The organism is Pandoraea captiosa (genome assembly GCF_902459775.1).
GTDB lineage: Bacteria > Pseudomonadota > Gammaproteobacteria > Burkholderiales > Burkholderiaceae > Pandoraea > Pandoraea captiosa.
In genome coordinates, this window is record NZ_CABPSQ010000001.1 from 507,844 (window position 1) to 528,720 (window position 20,877).

Sequence of the window (20,877 nt, forward strand, 5' to 3'; positions counted from 1 at the left end):
CGGCGGGCGAGGGCGGCGAATCGTGAGAGACGTCCGAGGACGTTCCTGGGGCGTCAACGCGGCTCGGTGCCGATTCTTGCCTACATTTTCGTATTCGTCGTGCTGATTATGGCGTTCGCCATCGACGCGGGCTATGCGTTCATGAAGCGGCGCGATCTGCAACGTGCGGCCGACATGGCGGCGCTCGCGGGGGCGCAGACGCTTCCCGGTTGCGCCAACGCCACGTCGTTCGACACGGTCGCGCGCGCGAATATCACGTCGAACCTCGGCAGCAACGTGACCGGACTCACGATCTCGACGTCCTGCGGTATCTGGACCTCGCCGCCGCCGTCGTCGACCACGCCGGGCACGTTCGTGGCGGCCACGGCAGCCAATGCGGCAAGCGGAAATGCCGTTTCGGTAACGTTGACGTTGGGCGTGCCGTCGTTCTTCCAACTGGCTGGCACGCGCACGATCGGCGCGACGGCGGTCGCGCGCAAGGCGCCTGCGGTTGTGACCTTCACGGTCGACTCGGGTCTGCTGGCGCTCAATGCAAGCAACTCCGTGCTTGCGCCGTTGCTGACGTCGATCGGTATTACGCCCTCGGTGTATGTCGGCGCGGCACAACAGCTCGTTGGGGTGAACATTACGCCGAAGGGGCTGTTGCAGGCGCTCGGGGTGCCAGTGACGGGGGATGTCAGCGTCGCGTCGCTCTCGGGGGTGGCCGCCGTGAAAAACCTCACGGTGGGCACGTTGCTGAGCGCGACGAATACCGCGCTTGCCACGCAAAATGGCGCGCTCTCGGCGTCCGTCACGGCGATGAACAACCTCGTCAACGTGTTCGCCAACAGCCCGGTCCTGAATGTGCCGGTCAATCTGCTAGGCACGGCGACGACACCGGGCATCATTGCCAATATCGATGCCGCCGGCGTGAGCGCCGCGAACGCGCTCAGCGCGAATGTTGGGATTGCCGATCTGATAACCACCGCCGTCGTTGCGGCAAACGGCAGCAACGCCGTGGCAGTGCCTTCGTTGTCGATTCTCGGCGGCACGGTGTCTGTCGTCGCACGCGTCATTTCACCGCCGCAGATCGGCGTTGGGGGAATTGGCGCTACGGCGACGACTGCGCAAGTACGGCTTTTCCTGACGGTCAACTCGGCAGCATCGGGGGCCGGGCCGCTAGGCGGACTGCTCAGCGCAGTGGGTACGACCCTGAATCTCCCGCTGGTGCTGGAGGTCGCCCGGTCAACGGCGACGGTGACCGCATTGCAGTGCGGCGCAGCGCCGTCGACGACATTGCAAGTGAATTCCGGGCTGGTGAATGTTTGCGTCGGCGGTACGGCTGCGGGTGTCAACGTGCAGACGAACCCGGCGAGTTGCACCACACTCATGACGCAGCGGACCAACATTGCGACGTTGCTCGGCCTCATCAACGTCGGTGCGAACGTCAACCTTTCCCTTGTGACCAATGCCCCGGCACCAATCACGTTCGCTGGACCGTTTCCGCAGAAGGTTGGACCGATTGGATCGAGCGTGAATCTGAGTCAGATCGTGACCGCATTGCTCACGGGGCTTTCACTCGACGTGAGTGCCAGTGGCTCGTCCACGCCCGGCACCATCGGCACGGGGCTGGTCAACAACGTTCCGTCGGCGTTGGCGGGGTCGTCTATTACGACGGTCAATGCATTTCTTAGCTCGGCGGCCAACGGACTGCAACAGACGACCAACGCACTGGGTTCTACGCTCGGCGGCGTTTTGACACTTAACTTGCCTCAGGTGCTGGGTGGCGTAGGCGGGCTGGTCGGGGGCTTGGTCAACACGCTTGGGGGGATTGTCAGCGGGTTACTCGGCGGAATTTCCGACCTGCTGTGCAATTTGTCCGGTAACGCGAATCAATGCCGTATCGACACCGTCGCAAATTCCATCAGCACATCGAACGTTTCCCCAGTCCTCGGCAGCGTGCTTTACACCTTGCTCAATCCGCTGCTCACGCCGCTGAGCAACGTCATCAACACGTTGCTGTCCTCGCTGGGCATCACGCTGGGCATGACGACGGTGACGGTCGATAGCATCAACTGTCAGAACGGGCTGGTGCAACTGGTGTATTAGCGTCGAGCGCGAGGACGCGACGCACAGCGCGGCACGGCGAGACGTGCGCATAGAGGGCAGGAGGGGGCAGGAGAGGGCAGAGAGGGCAGAGAGGGCAGGCGTCAGAAGACGAAGGGCGCAGCGTATGACGAACAAAGCGGTCAGTGATGCCCGAAGTGGACCGGGAGGCGGGGCACTGAACTTCACCATGACGAGCGCCAGGGGGCGTTCGTCAACGAGCGGATAAGCATGAAAAGCAAGCCTGTACGCGAAGATCTCGATGTGTATGTCTGGGAGGGCAAGTCGGATATCGCCGACCGTGTCGCCCACTGCCTCGCGAGCTTCGACATGGAAGTCATTCGTGCCGACGGCATCGATCTGTCGCGTGAGCGGACGAAGACGCGTCCGTCCATCGCGGTGGTGAGCGTATCGGTGATCGAGGGCGCGTCGACCAACGCCAACGAATGGCAACTCGGCCATGGCATGCCCGTGATCTGGGTGGCCACGACCGCGCGCGAAAACGACGCACGCGTGTTTCCGCCCGAGTACAGCAACATCCTCACGCTCGACTTCACCGGCGCTGAACTGCGCACCCTCATCTTCAAGCTCTCCGGCGCCATTGCCGAAGCCGACAGCGCGCCGACGCCGGCCGATCCGCTCGTCGCGCAATCGAGCGCCATGCTCGATCTGCTGGCCGAAGTCGACGCGTTCGCCGATTGCGACTCGAATGTGCTGATCCACGGCGAGACGGGCGTCGGCAAGGAACGTATCGCCCGGCTGCTGCACGACAAGCAGAGTCATTACGGAAAGGGGCCGTTCGTTGCCGTGAACTGCGGCGCGATTCCGGACGGCCTGTTCGAATCCCACTTCTTCGGCCATGCCAAGGGCGCATTCACCGGGGCGCTGTACTCGCACAAGGGGTATTTCGAGCAGGCCAACGACGGCACGCTATTTCTCGACGAAATCGGCGACCTGCCGTTGTATCAGCAGGTCAAGCTGCTGCGGGTGCTGGAGGACAGCGCGGTGACGCGTCTGGGCTCGGCGCAGCCCGTGAAGCTCGACTTCCGGCTGGTTGCGGCCACCAACAAGAATCTCAAGTCGATGGTGCGCGACGAATTGTTCCGTGCCGACCTGTTTTATCGCCTCGCCGTGATCGAGCTTCATATCCCGAGTCTGGAAGAGCGCGGACCGGTCGACAAACTCGCCGTCTTCTCCGCTTATCTCGGCAAGGTGGTGGGCGACAGCGAGATTGGGGCGCAGGTGCCGCCATGGTTGCGCGAGCTGGTCGAAAATGGACTGTTTCCCGGCAACGTGCGCGAGATGCGCAACATCGCGGAGCGCGTGGGCATCATTTACCGGCAATTGGGGGGCTGGGACGAGCGGCGCATCCGGCCGATCTTCGACGCGCTGTCGATGGGAACGGTCGCGCGTCCGGAGGAGGGGGCGCGGGGCAGCCCCGTGGGCGAGCGCGAACGCGCCCGGTGGGATGCGACCGAGCGCGCGCGCATTGTCGCCGCGCTGGACGCCAACGGCTGGCGGCGTCAGGACACCGCGAACGCGTTGGGGATCAGTCGCAAGGTGCTCTGGGAAAAAATGCGCAAGTACCAGATTCTCGGCAACGACTCCGAACTGGCCAGCGAATATGAAGGGTGAACCCGGCCAGGGTCGAATCCGGCTGTGACCGGTCCGGCGGTCGCGACCGGCACGTTTGTGCCGGGCAGCGGTGCTTAACGCGCGCTGCGTGGGCAACGCCTCAATATGGCCTTCCTTGACGGGATTTTTCTGACAAGCATATTCCGTCAGCCGGAAGTCGCAGGGCCGCCGAGTTGCGCCGTATCAACAGATGAAATCGCGCAGCGACAATAACGCATTCCCCGCTTGGAAGTGCGCGTCTCAATGGATAGAATTGTCGGCTATTGCGGGCATGCGGTTATCATTCCACAAATACGCAGGTATCAGATCCTCGGGACGGAGTCCGGGGTGGCGAGTGAATGCGACGAATAAGGGTCGTAAAACGATCCGGTCGATAACAGGAAAACAGATCAGATGAAAATCAGTGATTGCCGGGGGCGGTTGTGGTTGGGCGTGGGGGTGGCATGCCTGGCAGCCTGGGGAACGTCGGCCATGGCAGCCGACGCGGTCCGTGATGTGACCGGCGCGACGTCCGCGCAGATCGCTGCGCCGGCAGTGCCCGCACAAACGGCGACGGCACCCGCGGCGGCATCGGGCACGATCCAGGAACTGCGCGATCGCATCCAGAACAAGGAAGTGACCGAACTTCGCACGACTTACAACGGCCGTTACGGGGCGAGCCTGTTGTTCTACCCGCAGACGCTAGGCTATTACGTGGCGCTGTTCCACGAAGGTCAGTTCTGGCGCGTGGTCAAGCTTGGCAATGAGAAGAAGGCGGAATCGCTGTATGCCGACTTCGTCCACCAGACGCAGGTGCTTGCCGACGTCGAAATCAATCGCATCAAGCTCGAAGCGCAGAAAGCGATGATCGAGCGGCAGCTCGCCGAGAGCGAAACGCGCCTGAACGCCGTGCAGAACGATCTGAATATTCAGCGTCAGCAGGAGCAGGCACTGGCCCAGAATCAGCAAGCCGTGCGCGAACAGGCCGCAGCACTGGAAACGGAACGCAGCGCTGCGCGCATCCGCCTGAGCGACGTGCAGGGCCAGATTCGTTCGCTGGAAGCGCAGCAGAACACGGTCGATTCCGAACTCGTGCGCTCGGTCAAGAGCTCCGGCTCGACGAAGAAGGCGACGCGTCGTCGCTGATGATGCGCCGGTTCGATGTTTCAGCATGTGAGAAAGCCGCCTTCGGGCGGCTTTTTTCATGGAGGTGTGCAGCAAACGTCCGAACGAGGCGGCCGACGCCCGACCCGTGCTACACGCAATTGACGTGACTGTCGACTGACGAATCGCGCCTGTCCGGCATATGTCGCGCATTTGCAACTTGAAACGCGGTGACGCGTACGCGCACGCGGACCGGCTTGAGATGGGTAAAACCCTTGCCGCACGGGACTGGTCACGGGACCCGCCTCGTCATATCCTAGCGAGGCATGTCATGTAACAAGCCCGGTGCTCAGGAACTGCCCGGGCTGGCGAGGGAACCGGCGCCCAGTTAGAATAGCGCCCATTTTGTGCAGCGCAATAAAGCGATTACCCAAACCTTATGACGCAAAACATACGACACGGGCAGCGCCCTCAGGCCATGCCCGCGCTCATGGTGGCGGCCATCGGCGTGGTCTTCGGCGATATCGGCACCAGCCCGCTCTATGCGCTCAAGGAATGTTTCGATCCGCAGCACGGCATTCCGTTTAATCAGCAGGCCGTGTTCGGCATCATCTCGCTGCTGTTCTGGGCTCTGGTGATCGTCGTTTCCCTCAAGTACGTTTTGTTCGTGATGCGCGCGGACAACCGCGGCGAAGGCGGGGTGCTGGCCCTTATGGCGCTTAGCCTGCGCAGTGTGCGCGCAGGCAGCCGATGGGCTTCGGTCCTCATGATGCTGGGCATGTTCGGCGCATGCATGTTCTATGGCGACGCGGTCATCACACCCGCCATCTCCGTGATGTCGGCGGTGGAGGGGCTTGAGATCGCCGCACCCTCGCTGACCAAGTTCGTGTTGCCGATCACCATCGTCATCCTGATCATTCTGTTCTCGATGCAGAAGTCGGGTACGGCAAAGGTTGGACGCCTGTTCGGCCCCGTCATGGTGCTGTGGTTCGTGATTCTCGGCGTGCTTGGCGTGTACAACATGGTGCTCGCACCGGAGATCATCAAGGCGATCAACCCTTACTACGGTATCCATTTCATTCGTACGCACGCACTGCAGGCGTATATCGTGCTCGGCTCCGTTTTCCTCGTGCTTACCGGCGCGGAAGCGCTGTACGCCGACATGGGGCACTTCGGGATCCGTCCGATTCGGTTCGCGTGGTCGTTCCTCGTTTTTCCGGCCCTCGCGCTCAACTACTTCGGTCAGGGCGCCTTGTTGCTGTCGAATCCCAAGGCCATCGAGAATCCGTTCTTCCTGCTTGCGCCGGACTGGGCGTTGCTGCCGCTGGTGATCGTGGCGACGGCGGCGACCGTGATTGCGTCGCAGGCCGTGATTTCCGGGGCGTTTTCGCTGACGAGCCAGGCGATTCAGCTCGGCTACGTGCCGCGCATGAAGATCCTGCACACGTCGGATCGCGAGATCGGTCAGATCTACATGCCGGTGATCAACTGGTCGCTGCTGCTGGTCATCATCTGGATCGTGCTGGCGTTCAAGTCGTCGAGCAATCTGGCGGCGGCGTACGGCATTGCCGTGACTACGACGATGGTCATTACGACGATTCTCGCGTGCGTGGTCATGGTGAAGGTCTGGAACTGGAACAAGTTCCTCGTTGCGCTCATCATCACGGGCTTCCTCGTGGTGGACTTCGCGTTCTTCGGTGCCAACCTGATCAAGGTCGAAGAGGGCGGCTGGCTGCCGCTGGCGTTGGGCGCGTTCCTGTTCTTCATGCTGATGACGTGGCACAAAGGACGGCAGTTGCTGCGCGAGCGCACGGCGGCCGACGGGATTCCGCTCGGACCGTTCCTTCAAGGCTTGCTGGCGCATCCGCCGCATCGCGTGGCGGGCACCGCGATCTATCTGACGGGCGGCAACACGCTGGTGCCGGTGAGCTTGCTGCATAACCTCAAGCACAACCGCATTTTGCACGAGCGCACGATTTTCCTGACCTTCCGCACGCTGGATGTGCCATACGCCGAAGATGGCAGCCGCATCGAGGTCAAGGACCACACCGGCGGCCTGTTCAGCGTGGTCGCGACCTTCGGTTTCAACGAGACGCCGGACGTGAAGGAGGTGCTGCATCTGCTCGAAGAGAAGACGGACATGCACTTCGAACTGATGGACACGTCGTTCTTCCTCGCGCGCGAGACCGTCGTGCCGACCAAGCTGCCGGGGATGTCGATCTGGCGTGAGCGGCTGTTCGCATGGATGCACCAGAACGCCGCGAAGCCGACCGACTTCTTCAGCATTCCGGCGAATCGCGTGGTCGAACTGGGCACGAAAATCGAGATTTGAGGCGCGATTGAGCGCGTTTGACTAGTCGGAGGAAATGGCACGCCCGGCGTGCCAATCCCGAGGGCGACGCTCGGCGGCGAGATGAAAAAAAGCCCACTCATTCGAGTGGGCTTTTTGCCGTCTGGGCGCCGGATGCAGCGTGTGTCGCTGCATCGCGGGGCATTCAGGCCATTCAGAACAGTCAGCGCTTGAGCTTGGCGAAGGCTGCCGCCATGGCGTTGACCGTTTCCGGTTCGCGCTGGCGGGCACCGCCGTTGCCGCTACGATGGCCGCCGCCTCCGCTACGTGCACCATTGCCGCCACCACTACTCGGGCGGTCGCTGGCACCGGCGACCGGCAGGTCGTCGCTCAGGCGCATCGTGAGCGAAATGCGCTGACGGCGCGGGTCGACTTCGAGCACCTTCACCTTGACGATATCGCCGGCCTTCACGACTTCGTGCGGGTCCTTGATGAACTTCGTCGACATGGCCGAGACGTGAACCAGACCGTCCTGATGGACGCCGATGTCGATGAACGCACCGAAAGCGGCCACGTTCGTCACCACACCTTCGAGTAGCATGCCCGGCTTCAGGTCCGTCAGCTTCTCGACACCTTCCTGGAAGGTCGCCGTCTTGAACTCGGGGCGCGGATCGCGGCCGGGCTTTTCCAACTCGGTCAGAATGTCCTTGACGGTCGGCAGCCCGAAGCGTTCGTCGACGAATTCCGTCGGCGACACGCTGCGCACCACGGCGCCATTGCCCATCACGTCGCCGATCGACTTCTTGATCTTCGCGAGAATACGCTCGACGACCGGATACGCCTCCGGGTGAACCGACGAGCGGTCCAGCGGATTGTCGCCACCATTCACGCGCAGGAAGCCGGCGGCTTGTTCGAACGTCTTGTCGCCCAGGCGCGGCACTTTCTTGAGCGCTTCGCGGTTGGTGAACGGGCCGTTGCTGTCGCGGAAGTCCACGATGTTCTTCGCGAGCGTGCTGTTCAGACCGGACACGCGCGCGAGCAGCGGGGCCGACGCCGTGTTGACGTCCACACCCACGGCGTTCACGCAATCCTCGACGACGGCGTCGAGCATGCGGGCCAGCTCGCGCTGGTTCACGTCGTGTTGATACTGGCCCACGCCAATGGCCTTCGGCTCGATCTTGACGAGTTCGGCAAGCGGATCCTGCAAGCGGCGCGCAATCGATACGGCGCCGCGCAGCGAGACGTCGAGTTCCGGGAATTCCTTGGCGGCAAACTCGGAGGCCGAGTACACCGACGCGCCGGCTTCCGACACCACGATCTTCTGAAGCTTGAGTTCCGGATGGCGTTTGATCAGTTCCTGCGCGAGCTTGTCCGTCTCGCGCGACGCCGTGCCGTTGCCGATGCTCACGAGCTGTGCGCCGGTGGCGGCGGCGATTTTCGCAAGGCGCTCCAGCGAGCCGTCCCAATCGCGGCGCGGCTCGTGCGGATAGATGGTGTCGGTGCCGAGCAGCTTGCCCGTTGCATCGACCACCGCGACCTTCACGCCGGTACGCAGTCCCGGGTCCAGACCGATCACGCCCTTCGGGCCGGCCGGTGCGGCGAGCAGCAACGCCTTGAGGTTGCGCGCGAACACGCGGATGGCTTCGCTCTCCGCGCTCTCGCGAATTTGCGTGAGCAGTTCCGATTCGAGGTGCGGCTGCACCTTCACGCGCCACGACCAACGGCACACGTCGCCGAGCCATTTGTCGGCGGCGCGGTTCTGTTGACGAATGCCGAAGTGCCCGGCAATCACGCTCTCGCACGGGTGCGGGATCTGCGCGTCGAGTTCTTCGCCCAGGCCCAGCTTGACCATCAGAATGCCGAGGTTGCGGCCACGGAACAACGCGAGCGCGCGATGCGACGGCACGGCGGCAATCGGCTCGGCGTAGTCGTAGTAGTCGCGGAATTTTTCGCCTTCTTCGCTTTCCTTGCCTTCCACGACCTTCGACGAGACCACGCCCTGTGTCCACAGGTAGTCGCGCAGCTTGCCGAGCAACTCGGCGGTCTCGCCGAACTGCTCCGAGAGGATGTCGCGCGCGCCGTCGAGCGCTGCCTTGATGTCCGCCACGCCTTTGTCGGCGTCGACGAATTTGGCGGCTTCGACTTGCGGGTCGAGCGTCGGGTCGGCGAGCAGGGCCTGCGCGAGCGGCTCAAGGCCGGCTTCACGGGCGATCTGTGCGCGCGTGCGACGCTTTTGCTTGTACGGGAGATAGAGATCTTCGAGCGTCTGCTTCGTTTCGGCCGCCACGATGGCGGTGCGCAGTTCGTCGGTCAGCTTGCCTTGTTCCTCGATGCTCGTGAGGATCGCTGCACGGCGATCTTCCAGTTCGCGCAGATACAGCAGGCGCTCTTCGAGATTACGCAGTTGCGTGTCGTCGAGGTTATCGGTGACTTCCTTGCGATAGCGGGCGATGAAGGGCACGGTGGCGCCTTCGTCCAGCAGTTGCACGGCAGCGGCGACCTGACGCGGCTGTACGCCGAGTTCGTCGGCGATGCGTTGAACGATCTGAAGGGCTACGTTTTGCGTCATGAGTGTTGCGAGTTACCCAAGTGCCAGGAGCGGGGCATTTTGCCATAAACCGCGGGCGCGTCCGGGCAGGCAATGCTAAAATTTGGCATGACTCCGCTCAACCTCATGATTTCCCTCGATAAATTGTTTTCGCGACTGAATCAGCATCAGGTTTCGTATGAGGATGCCACGTCCCGTGCGCGCTCATCGGTCTCCGCGCTCGCTCTGACGGTGGCAATGGTGGCTGCGGCCGCCACGCCGGGAATCTCGTTTGCGCAGGGGCTGAGCGCCGTAGAAGCGGCCGGTCGCACGACTGAGCAACTGCGCGTGCCCGTGGTGCCGTTCGACGCGACCGCAGACCGCATCGCATCGCCGTCGTCCGCCAGCAAGGCCAGCGCCGCAGCGGCGGCGGCCGAGGACGACAAGCCCGTTCACTACGATGACCAGCTCGACATGCAACCGGCGCAGGACGATTTTGCCGGCCGCCGCGCGGTGCTCGATCGTCAGCGGGCGTGGATCGATTACCGTTTCGAGGAAGCGAAGTACGAGTGCGCGTCGAAGTTCTTCGTGAACTATTGCATCGACAAGGCACGCGACGAGCAGCGTGAGGCGCTCAAGGCGGTGCGCAGCCAGCGTCTCGTGCTGGAAGATCAGGAGCGCAAGGCGCGTGCGGCCGAGCGCGACGAGCGTCTTGCCGCAAAGCGTGCGCAAACCGCTGCCGAGGCGCCTCAGCGCGCTGCCGAGCGAGCTCAGAACGTGGCCGATTACGAAGCCAAGCAGGCCGAATATCAGCAGCGGGTGACGGAGCGTACGGGGCAGGCCCCGCAGCGCGCGGCCAACAGTGAGTCGTACAATGCGAAGCAGGCCGCGCAGCAGCAGAAGCTCGACGAAGCGAAGGCCACCGCCGCACAGAAGGCGGCAGAGCGCGAAGAGAACGTGCGCAAGTACAACCAGAAGCAGCAGGAAGCCATCGAGCGTCAGCAAAAGTCGGACGCGCGCCGTAACGAGTCCCAATCGGGCGGCTCGCCGGCGCAGAAGGCCATCCAGGGCCAGTAAGGTGAATAGAGTCAGTACGGGCAGTAAGCGACGCTGAACGATCGTTGGCGCCGGAACCGGAAATATTTGAGAGTCGCAGGAGAGTTGCCACGATGCAGCACGATCTTCACTCCGTTGGACGCCGCATCATCGAGTTGCAGATCGAACACCGCGATCTGGATTACCTGATCGACAAGCTCCTGACGGAGCCGGCGTACGACGAACTTCAGGTCACCCGTCTCAAAAAGCGCCGTCTGAAGATCAAGGACACGATCACCTTGCTGCAAGTGCAGCAAACGCCGGACCAGCCCGCCTGAGCGGGGTGAGCCGGAGATTCGCGCGATGCCGCACGCCTGTGTGTCTGGCGCCAGCGCGGTTATTTTTCATTGCGGCGCCACGAATGCTCATGGAGCGATTCGCGGCGCCTTCGAGTTTTCAGAGCCGTTTTGACCGATTCCGCCGCCGCTAGCGATTCCACCGACCTCTCCCCCAGCGCCGATACCCCCACATTTCACGGACTCAAGCCGCTCGCGCCCAAGCGTGAGCGCGAGTTGCAGGAAATCTTCGGTGACGGCGGCATGCTCGCGCGTGCCATCGACGGCTATCGCTCGCGCGAGCCGCAGACCGAGATGGCGCGCGCCGTGGCTGCCGCCATGGACACGCACGACACGCTGATCGCCGAAGCGGGCACCGGCACCGGAAAGACCTATGCGTATCTCGTGCCCGCCATGCTGTGGGGCGGCAAGACGATCATCTCGACCGGCACCAAGCATTTGCAGGACCAGATCTTCGCGCGGGATATTCCCACCGTGCGCAAGGCGCTCGCCGTGCCGGTAACGGTCGCCATGCTCAAGGGCCGCTCGAACTATCTGTGTCACTACTATCTCGAACGCGCCCAGCAGGAGGGGCGCTTCGCTTCGCGTCACGAGGCGGCGCAACTGCGTGAGATCACAACGTTCTCGCAGATCACGCACAGCGGCGACAAGGCCGAACTCGCGTCGGTGCCGGAGAATGCGCCGATCTGGGCGCAGGTGACCTCCACCCGCGACAACTGTCTGGGACAGGAATGCCCGCGCTACAAAGACTGCTTTGTGATGCTCGCGCGCAAGGAGGCGCAACAGGCCGACCTCGTGGTGGTCAATCACCACCTGTTTTTTGCCGATGTCATGCTGCGCGACACGGGCATGGCGGAATTGCTGCCGAGTGCGAACACGGTGATTTTCGACGAGGCGCATCAGTTGCCCGAGACGGCGACGCTGTTCTTCGGCGAGACGGTGTCGACGACCCAACTGCTTGAATTGGCGCGCGATTGCGTGGCCGAAGGGTTGATTCATGCGCGTGACGCCGCCGACTGGGTCAAGCTCGGGGCGAACCTCGAGCGCTCGGCACGCGACGTGCGTCTGACGTTCGGGCAGGACAACACGCGCATGTCCGTCACGCAATTGCCGGACGACCACGAATTGTTCGGCGCGCTCGAGAGTGTCGATCTCTCGCTGCAAGACCTGATCGAAACGCTCCAGCATCAGGCTGAACGCGCCGAGGCGCTGGGCGCCTGTCTGCGTCGGGCGTTGGAATTGCATGAGCAACTGGAGCGCTGGCAGATGGGGGTGACGCCGCCGACGCCAGGCGAACAACCGCTGCCGTTGCTCGACCCGGATGCGCCGCGTGTCACGGATGGCAAGCGGGAGAAGGCGGCGAAGGCCGCAAAGGCCGCAAAGGCACGCGAAGCGGAAGCTGCGCGGCTTGCCGCTCCGACGGATGGCGCCGCGACCGACGCGCAAGGCGACGGGCCGTCGGAGAACACTTCGGAGAAAACATACACGCCGCCCGAGACGGTCCGCTGGATCGAAGTCTTTTCACAGGCGGTGCAATTGCACCAGACACCCCTGTCGATCGCGCCGATCTTCGCAAAGCAGCGCGCAGGTGCGCCGCGTGCGTGGATTTTCACGTCGGCCACGTTGTCCGTGAAGGGCAACTTCATGCACTACGCTGCGCAGTTGGGCCTCGACGCGCAGAAGTCGCTCACGCTGGCCAGTCCGTTCGACTATCCGAACCAGAGCCTGCTGTATGTGCCGCGCGGATTGCCGCAGCCGTCTGCGCCCAACTTTACGGATGCGGTGCTCGATGCCGCATTGCCGGTGCTGGAGGTGAGCGGCGGGCGGGCGTTCGTGCTCTGTACGACATTGCGTGCGGTGAACCGGGCGGCAGAGCGTCTGCGCGAGGAGTTCGAGCGCCGCGGGTGGCCTTATCCGTTGCTCGTGCAAGGCGAGGCGAGCCGTACGGAATTGCTCGACCGCTTTCGCGCCCTGGGCAATGCGGTGCTGATCGGCAGCCAGAGTTTCTGGGAAGGGGTGGATGTGCGTGGCGAGGCGCTCTCGCTCGTCATCATCGACAAGTTGCCGTTTGCACCGCCCGACGACCCGGTGCTGGCAGCGCGCCTCGACGCGCTGACGAAGAAGGGGCTGAGTCCGTTCGCGGTGCACCAGTTGCCGCAGGCCGTGATTACCCTCAAACAGGGGGCGGGGCGTCTGATTCGTTCTGAAGCAGATCGAGGCGTGTTGATGATCTGCGACCCGCGTCTTGTGGACAAACCTTACGGTCGTCGCATCTGGCAGAGCTTGCCGCCCTTCAAGCGCACCCGCGAATTGCCTATCGTGCGCGGTTTCTTCGACGAGATCGCGGCAGAGGCTGGAAGTTGAATCGCGTTTCCATGCGGTAAATGGGAAAAAGCCAGACGTTTGCGTCTGGCTTTTTTATTTCGACGGGCACTGCTCACGTCACTCGGGTCACTCAGGTCGTTCAGTGCGCACTGGGCGGCATGGCGTCGAGCCAACGTCCAATGACGGCAGGTGCGAGTTCCGAGAGTCGCGCGTGATGGCGGCGCGCATCGTCGCGCAATGTCACCGGATCGATCTTCGCCGCGCTCAGCTCACACGCATGACCCACGAGCCAGGACTCGATGCAAGCGGCATTGGCTTCCAGATGGAATTGCAGGCCAAGTGCGTGGGCGCCGAGTGCAAACGCCTGATGCTCGCCGACGGCGGTGCGCGCGAGGTGTGTCGCCCCCGGCGGAATGTCGAACTGGTCGCCATGCCAGTGGAGCACCGGCGCGTCCCCCAGCATGGCGAGCGGCGACGCCTGTCCCGCCTCGGTCAGCATGAGTGGCGCGTAGCCGATCTCCTTCACGCCCAGCGGATAGACCTTCGCACCCAATGCCCGCGCCATCAGTTGCGCGCCCAGGCATATGCCGAGAATCGGTCTGCCTGCGTCGAGTCGTCGTTTGACGAGCGCGAGTTCATCGGCGATGAAGGGGTGTGCCGCGTCATCGTACGCACCGATCGGGCCGCCGAGTACCACCAACAAGTCGGGCGCGAGCGCATCGAGGGCGCGAAGCTCGGCGAGCGGCGCATCGACATACTCGATGGCATAGCCGCGTTGCGCGAAGTGAGGCGCCAGCGTACCCAGGTCTTCGAAGTGAACGTGGCGCAGGGCAAGCAGCGTCTTGCCGGGGGCGAGGGAAGGGCTCACGAAACCGACTCCTTGTCGGGAGATGTCATGGTGCTGTCGCGTCACGACCGGAACGAAAAAGCCCCCGCAACTGCGAGGGCTTCTTTTAGAACGACGATCGGCGGCCGAGGCAGCCGAGGCAGCTTATGCGGCTCAGCGCCAGATTTGCCACCAGGACTTCTTGTCGCCGGCGGTGTCGATACGTCGGCCCACGGTAAGGTAGCCGCTGTTCGGGTAGGTCTTTTCCATCACGCGGCGAGCGTCGTCACGCAGTTCGGTCATGCCGAGTTTGTCGTACGACTTGATCATGATGCCCAGCGCGTCTTCCAGCGCGGGCGCCTGATCGTAGTCCTTCAGGGCGGTTTGCGCACGGTTCACGGCGGCAAGGTAGGCGCCGCGACGGTAGTAGTACTCAGCCGCATGCACTTCGTGCGCTGCCATCGCGTTGACGGCGTAGCGCATGCGCAGAGCGGCATCGTTCGCGTACTTGCTGTTCGGATAATGCTCGACCAGGTACTTGAAGCTGTCATATGCGGCGCGTAGCGCCTTCGGATCGCGCTCGCTCAGGTCCTGGCCCGAGAAGCGGCCGAACAGACCGAGGTCGTCGTTGAAGTTGATCAGGCCCTTGAGGTAATAGGCGTAATCGATCGACGGGCTGTCCGGATGCAGACGGATGAAACGGTCGACGGCAGTGAGCGCCTGCGCCGGCTCATTGTCCTTGTAATAGGAGTAGGCCGTGTTGATCTGTGCCTGCTGGGCGTGCGGGCCGAACGGATCGCGACCTTCGAGCAACTCGTAGTACTTGGCGGCCTTCGTATAGTCGCCGCTATCAAAGCTGTCCTTGGCTTCCGAGTATAATTTGTTCGTCGACCAGCTGGCCGTTTCGTCGACCTTCTCCGGCAGAATGCCACAGGCGGCCATGCTGCCGACCACGATGGCGGCCAGCGTCAGATGTTTGACAAGTTTCAGGGCTTGCATGCTCGTTGGCTTCACTTCTCGATGACCCGTTCAATAGTGCCGGATTATAGCGTAACCGCCTCATTCGCCACGGAAAATGCGGAGGATTCGTCTGACGACGACCTCGACTCGCTTCCGGCGGCTTTCCCAAGTGCTTCCGATCAGGCCCTCGCAGGGGGCGCTTGCGTCGTTCCCGTCAATACACCGCTTGTCACGACCTTGCCGGACGCGCTGGCCGGCGAACGGCTGGACAAGGCGCTGGCGTCCTGTTTTCCCGAATATTCCCGTAGCCGATTGCAAGCCTGGGTCGAAGACGGTCGCGTCACGCTCAATGGCGAGACCGCCAAAGTCCGGCAAAAGGTCGCCGGCGGCGAAGCTGTCGTCATCACGCCGGCGGCATTGCCGGAACAGCTCGCCTTTGCGCCTGAGCCCGTGCCGCTGGATGTCGTGTATGAAGACGCGACGCTTGCCGTCTTCAACAAGCCGGCGGGGCTCGTCGTCCATCCGGCGGCCGGGAACTGGTCCGGCACGCTGCTCAATGGACTGCTGCATCGCTACGGCCAGTCGGCGGCCGACCTGCCTCGCGCAGGCATCGTGCATCGGCTCGACAAGGAGACGTCGGGGTTGATGGTCGTGGCACGTACGCTGATCGCGCAGACCGATCTGGTGCGCCAGTTGCAGGCGCGCTCGGTCAAGCGGCATTACGCGGCGTTGGTATGGGGGCGCCCGGCGCTTCGCACGGTCGTCGACGCGCCGATCGGGCGTGATCCGCGCGAGCGCACGCGCATGGCGGTGGTGCAGGGGCAGGGCGGCAAACCGGCGCGCACGCGCGTGGTGACGGTCGCCAGTGCCGAATGGGAAGGCTCTCCGGTTTCGCTGGTGCTATGCTCGCTCGATACCGGGCGCACGCACCAGATTCGCGTCCATCTGTCCCATCTCGGCCATTCGCTGCTTGGCGATCCGCTCTACAAACCACGTCATAAGCGCCCGCCATTGCCGGGCGGTTTTGCCCGTCAGGCGCTACATGCGTGGCGCCTCGGTCTGATTCATCCGGAAGACGACAGCGCGATGCACTGGCAGGCGCCGTTGCCGGACGACATGCGCGAACTCATGGCCGCGCTCGGCCTCGAATTCGACTTTACAACGCTCCCCGATTCGCTCGATGACTTCTTCCTTGCCTGAGTCAAACGACCTCAACGCCGTGCAAAACGCCATCGCCGCGTACTGGATCGTCCCCGACTGGCCTGCGCCGGCGAACGTGCGCGCCGTTTTCACGACACGCGCAGGCGGTGTCAGTCAGGGGCCGCAGGCGACTTTCAACCTCGGTTACAAGGCAGACGACGATCCTGAAGCCGTGCGCATCAACCGGTCACTGCTGGCCGCACGAACGGGCGTGCCGTCCGCCTGGGTGGCGCAGGTCCATGGCCCGCGTGTGGTCGATGCCCAGGAGGCATTGGATGCCGTCAACGCGGGGGATCCCTTGCAAGCGGACGCGAGCGCCACGAACGCGGTAGGGCTGGCCAGCACGATCATGGTGGCGGACTGTCTCCCGGTGCTACTGTGCGACGCTCAGGGGCACGCCGTCGCAGCGGCACATGCCGGCTGGCGAGGGCTTTGCGCCGGTGTCATCGAGCAGACCGTGCAGGCATTGCGAGCACGCCTGCCGGAGCCCGGCAGCGCAGCGACCGTCATCGCATGGCTTGGCCCATGTATCGGCCCAACGGCGTTCGAAGTCGGTCCCGAAGTGCGTGAGGCGTTTCTGAGCGCCGCGACACCGGATGAGCGCGAAGCAACGCAGGCAGCGTTCGTCGCTCATGGCGACCCGGCGCTCGGCAAATCGCTCGCCGACCTTTGCGCGCTGGCGCGTCTGCGGCTCGCACGCGAGGGAGTTACGCAGGTCTCGGGCGGCCAGTGGTGCACGGTCAGCGACCCGGCTCGCTTTTATTCCTATCGTCGCGACCGGACGACCGGGCGTATGGCGGCGCTGGTCTGGCGCGTGGCGTGACCAGGGGCTGACCGAAGTCGATCAGTTTGGCGCGAATTGGCGCGAATTGGCGCGAATTGGGGCGAAGGGGGGTGAAGGGGGGTGAATGGGAGCGAGTCCGGCCCGTTGCCCGCGGGGAATCCTGAGCCCTCAGTCTGCGTCATCGCGTCGCAGCGTGCGGGTACGCCGCGCGCGGCTTCCCGCGATGTACAGGATCAGCAGCGCAGGACCGATGCCGCCGAAAAGGAAGATCGCGATGCCCAGCCACGCGGAGGGCGCGGTGATGGCGACCATGCCAATGACGTAGAGCCAGCCGAGAAGAACGATGAGCATCGGGACAAACGCGCATTCAAAAATTAGGGGGGGAACGGGACAATGCGGAGGTCGTGCGTTCGCGCCGTCCTGCGCAAAGATTGACACGCCATCGCGCGCACGCAAGAATGCTTCACAGGCGGGGCGCATCGCTCATGAAGCGAAGCACGCCGCCGCGTTCCGGGCACTGGCCCTTAACGCAACGGACGTGACACTCAGGCTACCATGAATCGCGCCAGTGCCAACTTCGATCCGGCCTCGTTTGCCGCCTCGTTTGCTCAGCAGTTTCCCTCCGCTTCGCTCTCCGCTCAGGACATGTCGCAGTGGTTCAAGGCCGCCCAACAGATGTTCGGCGCTTTGCCGGGAGCTGGCCCGTCACCCTTCGCTGCCAATGGTGCGGCGGCTGCCGCGAACCCGTTCGCGGGGCTATTCGATCTCTTCGGCAAGACGGGCGCGCTACCGCAACCGACGTCGTTGCACGTCGATCCGGCAAAACTGAACGCGCTTCAGTCCGATTACGCCCGAGAATTTTCCGAACTTGTTGCCAGCTTCAATCAGCCCGGTCTCGATGCGGCACCCGCCTTGGGCGACCGTCGCTTCTCGGGCGAGGGCTGGCGCAATCCGTTCTATGCCCTGCCTGCTGCGCTCTATCTGCTCAATGGTCGTTTTCTGATGCGCATGGCCGAACTGGTCGATGCGGATGCGAAGACGCGTGAGCGCATCCGTTTTGCGGTCGAGCAGTGGGTGGCCGCGAGCTCGCCCGCGAACTTCATCGCGACCAATCCCAACGCGCAGCAGCGTCTCGTGCAGACCCACGGCGACAGCCTGCTCGCCGGCATGCAGCATCTGCTCGTGGACATGGGCAAAGGCAAGGTCTCGCAGACTGACGAGGCGGCCTTCGAAGTCGGACGCAACGTTGCCACGACCGAGGGCGCCGTGGTCTTCGAGAACGACCTGATTCAACTGATCCAGTACAAGGCACTCACGCCGACGGTGCACCAGCGCCCGCTGCTGGTCGTGCCGCCTTGCATCAACAAGTACTACATCCTCGACCTTCAGCCCGAGAACTCGTTGATCCGCTATGCCGTGGAGCAGGGGCACACCGTGTTTGTGGTGTCCTGGCGCAACCCTGACATGTCGCTCGCCCACAAGACGTGGGACGACTACGTGGGCGAAGGGCCGATCGCGGCCATCGACGTCGTGCGTGACATCAGCGGGCAGTCGCAGATCAACGCGCTGGGATTCTGTGTGGGCGGTACGTTGCTTGCCGCCGCGCTGGCCGTGCTTGCCGCCAAGGGCCAGAAGGCGCGGAAGTCGCCGGTCGCGAGCGTGACATTGCTCACGACGTTGCTCGACTTTACCGACACCGGTGTGCTCGATGTCTTCGTCGACGAGCCGCACGTGCAGTTTCGCGAACAGACGATCGGCGGCGGCCTCGGTCAGCCGCCGGGCCTGATGCGCGGCGTGGAGCTGGCCAATACGTTCTCGTTCCTGCGTCCCAACGATCTGGTGTGGAACTACGTGGTCGACAGCTACCTCAAGGGCAATGCGCCGCAGCCGTTCGACTTGCTGTATTGGAACGGCGACGGCACCAATCTGCCTGGCCCGATGTTCTGCTGGTATCTGCGCCATCTCTATTTGCAGAACGAACTGAAGCAACCGGGTGCGATCCGGACCTGTGGCGTACCCGTGGATCTGGGCGCAATCGACGCCCCGGCCTACGTGTTCGGCTCGCGTGAGGATCACATCGTGCCCTGGACGTCGGCGTTCCGCTCGCTGCCGTTGCTCAGCGGTGAGCGTCGCTTCGTGCTCGGGGCATCCGGTCACATTGCCGGGGTGGTCAATCCACCGATCAAGAAAAAGCGCAGCTATTGGCGTAACGACGATATCGGCGTCGACGCGAACGATTGGCTGGCCGGTGCCACCGAGCATCCGGGCAGCTGGTGGACCGATTGGAGCGAATGGCTCGCAGGTTACGCCGGAAAACGCGTAAAGGCGCAAAATGCGTATGGTAATGTTGCTTATGCACCCATCGAACCGGCGCCTGGCCGCTATGTGAAGGCGAAAGCCTGAGTGTGGCGTGGCGGCGTACGCGCGGTTGGACGATCAGCCGTGCGGCGGGCATCCCCCCCCTGGTTCGAACCCATTGAAAAAGAGGAATGAGACATGACGGATATCGTGATTGTGTCGGCTGCCCGTACGGCAGTCGGTAAATTTGGCGGCTCGCTGGCCAAGGTGGCGGCGCCGGACCTGGGGGCGATCGTCATCGACGAAGTCCTCAAGCGCGCCAAGCTCAAAGGCGAAGACATCAGTGAAGTCATCATGGGTCAGGTGTTGACGGCCGGCTCGGGACAGAACGTGGCGCGTCAGGCATCGATCAAGGCGGGTCTGCCGACGATGGTGCCGGCCATGACGATCAACAAGGTGTGCGGCTCGGGCCTGAAGGCCGTGATGCTCGCCGCGAACGCAATCACCGCCGGCGAGGCAGATATCGTCGTGGCGGGCGGTCAGGAAAACATGAGCGCGGCGCCGCACGTGTTGCCGGGTTCGCGAGATGGTTTCCGCATGGGCGACGCCAAGCTCATCGACTCCATGATCGTCGACGGTCTGTGGGACGTGTACAACCAGTACCACATGGGTATCACGGCCGAGAACGTCGCCAAGGAATACGGCATTACGCGCGAAATGCAGGACGCCTTCGCCGCCGCTTCGCAGAACAAGGCGGAAGCCGCGCAAAAGGCGGGACGTTTCGACGACGAAATCGTGCCGGTCTCGATTCCGCAGCGCAAGGGCGACCCGGTCGTATTCAAGACCGACGAATTCGTGCGCCACGGCGTGACCGCCGAATCGCTTGCGGGCTTGAAGCCCGCGTTCTCGAAGGACGGCACCGTGACGGCGGCCAACGCATCGGGCATCAACGACGGCGCGGCCGCGGTGGTCGTGATGTCGGCCAAGCGCGCCGAGCAGCTCGGTCTGACCCCGCTCGCGCGCATCGTGGCGTACGCCAACGCCGGCGTCGATCCGTCGGTCATGGGGATCGGCCCGGTGCCGGCCTCGCAGCGTTGTCTCTCCCGTGCGGGCTGGAAGGCAAGCGACCTGGATCTGATGGAAATCAACGAAGCGTTTGCGGCGCAGGCGCTGGCCGTGAACAAGCAGATGGGCTGGGATACCTCGAAGATCAACGTGAACGGCGGCGCTATCGCCATCGGTCACCCGATCGGTGCGTCCGGCTGCCGCATTCTGGTCACGCTGCTGCATGAAATGGCCCGTCGCGATGCCCGTCGTGGTCTGGCCTCGCTGTGCATCGGCGGCGGGATGGGCGTGGCGCTGGCGGTCGAGCGCGTCTGACGCCCCCGAGTCCTCTGGGTCCTCTGCGTCATCTGAGTCCTCCGAGGGCTTGGCGTGAGTCATCAGAACCGCACAAGAATCGGTGTCGCCCGT

At 63.5% G+C, this 20,877-nt stretch carries 15 protein-coding genes; 11 read left to right on the forward strand and 4 right to left on the reverse strand.

All coding sequences use genetic code 11. The annotated features are described in order from the left end of the window. Positions 1-66: 66 nt before the first annotated feature. From PCA31118_RS02270 to PCA31118_RS02285, 4 genes are all read left to right on the forward strand, one after another. Positions 67-2,088: a pilus assembly protein TadG-related protein gene (locus tag PCA31118_RS02270; RefSeq protein ID WP_174990302.1), complete on the forward strand. Its 2,022-nt coding sequence runs from the start codon at positions 67-69 to the stop codon at positions 2,086-2,088. Between the two features lie 228 nt (positions 2,089-2,316). Further along, complete coding sequence (locus PCA31118_RS02275; protein ID WP_150622567.1) at positions 2,317-3,720, forward strand: sigma 54-interacting transcriptional regulator; 1,404 nt, start codon at positions 2,317-2,319, stop codon at positions 3,718-3,720. A 393-nt stretch (positions 3,721-4,113) separates the two neighbouring features. Next, a complete protein-coding gene (locus tag PCA31118_RS02280) occupies positions 4,114-4,845 on the forward strand; it encodes a DUF2968 domain-containing protein (RefSeq protein WP_150622569.1) in 732 nt (243 codons plus the stop codon). 397 nt (positions 4,846-5,242) lie between these two features. After that, on the forward strand, positions 5,243-7,135 hold the full coding sequence (locus tag PCA31118_RS02285; protein ID WP_150622571.1) for a potassium transporter Kup: 1,893 nt from the start codon (positions 5,243-5,245) through the stop codon (positions 7,133-7,135). Positions 7,136-7,316: 181 nt separating this feature from the next. On the opposite strand, the gene PCA31118_RS02290 is transcribed toward PCA31118_RS02285, so the two are convergent. After that, on the reverse strand, positions 7,317-9,662 hold the full coding sequence (locus PCA31118_RS02290) for a Tex family protein (protein WP_150622573.1): 2,346 nt from the start codon (positions 9,660-9,662) through the stop codon (positions 7,317-7,319). Positions 9,663-9,749: 87 nt separating this feature from the next. Between PCA31118_RS02290 and PCA31118_RS02295 the strand changes: the two genes are divergently transcribed. The 3 genes from PCA31118_RS02295 to PCA31118_RS02305 all read left to right on the forward strand — a co-directional run bounded on the left by PCA31118_RS02295 (position 9,750) and on the right by PCA31118_RS02305 (position 13,375). Continuing rightward, complete coding sequence (locus tag PCA31118_RS02295; protein ID WP_150622575.1) at positions 9,750-10,697, forward strand: hypothetical protein; 948 nt, start codon at positions 9,750-9,752, stop codon at positions 10,695-10,697. A gap of 92 nt (positions 10,698-10,789) precedes the next feature. Next, the gene (locus tag PCA31118_RS02300; protein WP_044456085.1) at positions 10,790-10,993 is read left to right on the forward strand and encodes a YdcH family protein; all 204 of its coding nucleotides are present in this window, start codon (positions 10,790-10,792) and stop codon (positions 10,991-10,993) included. A gap of 129 nt (positions 10,994-11,122) precedes the next feature. Further along, a complete protein-coding gene (locus PCA31118_RS02305; protein ID WP_150622577.1) occupies positions 11,123-13,375 on the forward strand; it encodes an ATP-dependent DNA helicase in 2,253 nt (750 codons plus the stop codon). 100 nt (positions 13,376-13,475) lie between these two features. On the opposite strand, the gene PCA31118_RS02310 is transcribed toward PCA31118_RS02305, so the two are convergent. Then, a complete protein-coding gene (locus tag PCA31118_RS02310; protein WP_150622579.1) occupies positions 13,476-14,204 on the reverse strand; it encodes a glutamine amidotransferase in 729 nt (242 codons plus the stop codon). Between the two features lie 132 nt (positions 14,205-14,336). Next, entirely contained in the window at positions 14,337-15,161 is an 825-nt protein-coding gene (locus tag PCA31118_RS02315) for an outer membrane protein assembly factor BamD (RefSeq protein ID WP_150622582.1), read from the reverse strand. Positions 15,162-15,182: 21 nt separating this feature from the next. Between PCA31118_RS02315 and PCA31118_RS02320 the strand changes: the two genes are divergently transcribed. Together PCA31118_RS02320 and pgeF are read left to right on the forward strand one after the other, a co-directional pair. After that, positions 15,183-16,322 (forward strand): RluA family pseudouridine synthase, encoded by a 1,140-nt coding sequence (locus tag PCA31118_RS02320; RefSeq protein ID WP_174990303.1) that lies wholly within the window; start codon positions 15,183-15,185, stop codon positions 16,320-16,322. Then, positions 16,303-17,145, forward strand: coding sequence for a peptidoglycan editing factor PgeF (gene pgeF / locus PCA31118_RS02325; RefSeq protein ID WP_150622584.1), 843 nt, complete (start codon positions 16,303-16,305; stop codon positions 17,143-17,145). The genes PCA31118_RS02320 and pgeF overlap by 20 nt, the downstream gene beginning before the upstream one ends. Positions 17,146-17,274: 129 nt before the next feature. Here the strand turns inward: pgeF and PCA31118_RS02330 are convergent, their stop codons facing one another. After that, entirely contained in the window at positions 17,275-17,457 is a 183-nt protein-coding gene (locus PCA31118_RS02330) for a hypothetical protein (protein WP_150622587.1), read from the reverse strand. A 204-nt stretch (positions 17,458-17,661) separates the two neighbouring features. On the opposite strand from PCA31118_RS02330, the gene phaC reads away from it, so the two are divergent. Further along, positions 17,662-19,509, forward strand: coding sequence for a class I poly(R)-hydroxyalkanoic acid synthase (gene phaC, locus PCA31118_RS02335; RefSeq protein ID WP_425495310.1), 1,848 nt, complete (start codon positions 17,662-17,664; stop codon positions 19,507-19,509). Between the two features lie 93 nt (positions 19,510-19,602). Further along, positions 19,603-20,784 carry an acetyl-CoA C-acetyltransferase gene (locus PCA31118_RS02340; RefSeq protein ID WP_150622589.1) on the forward strand — a complete coding sequence of 394 codons (1,182 nt, stop codon included), beginning with the start codon at positions 19,603-19,605 and terminating at the stop codon, positions 20,782-20,784. Positions 20,785-20,877 lie beyond the last annotated feature (93 nt).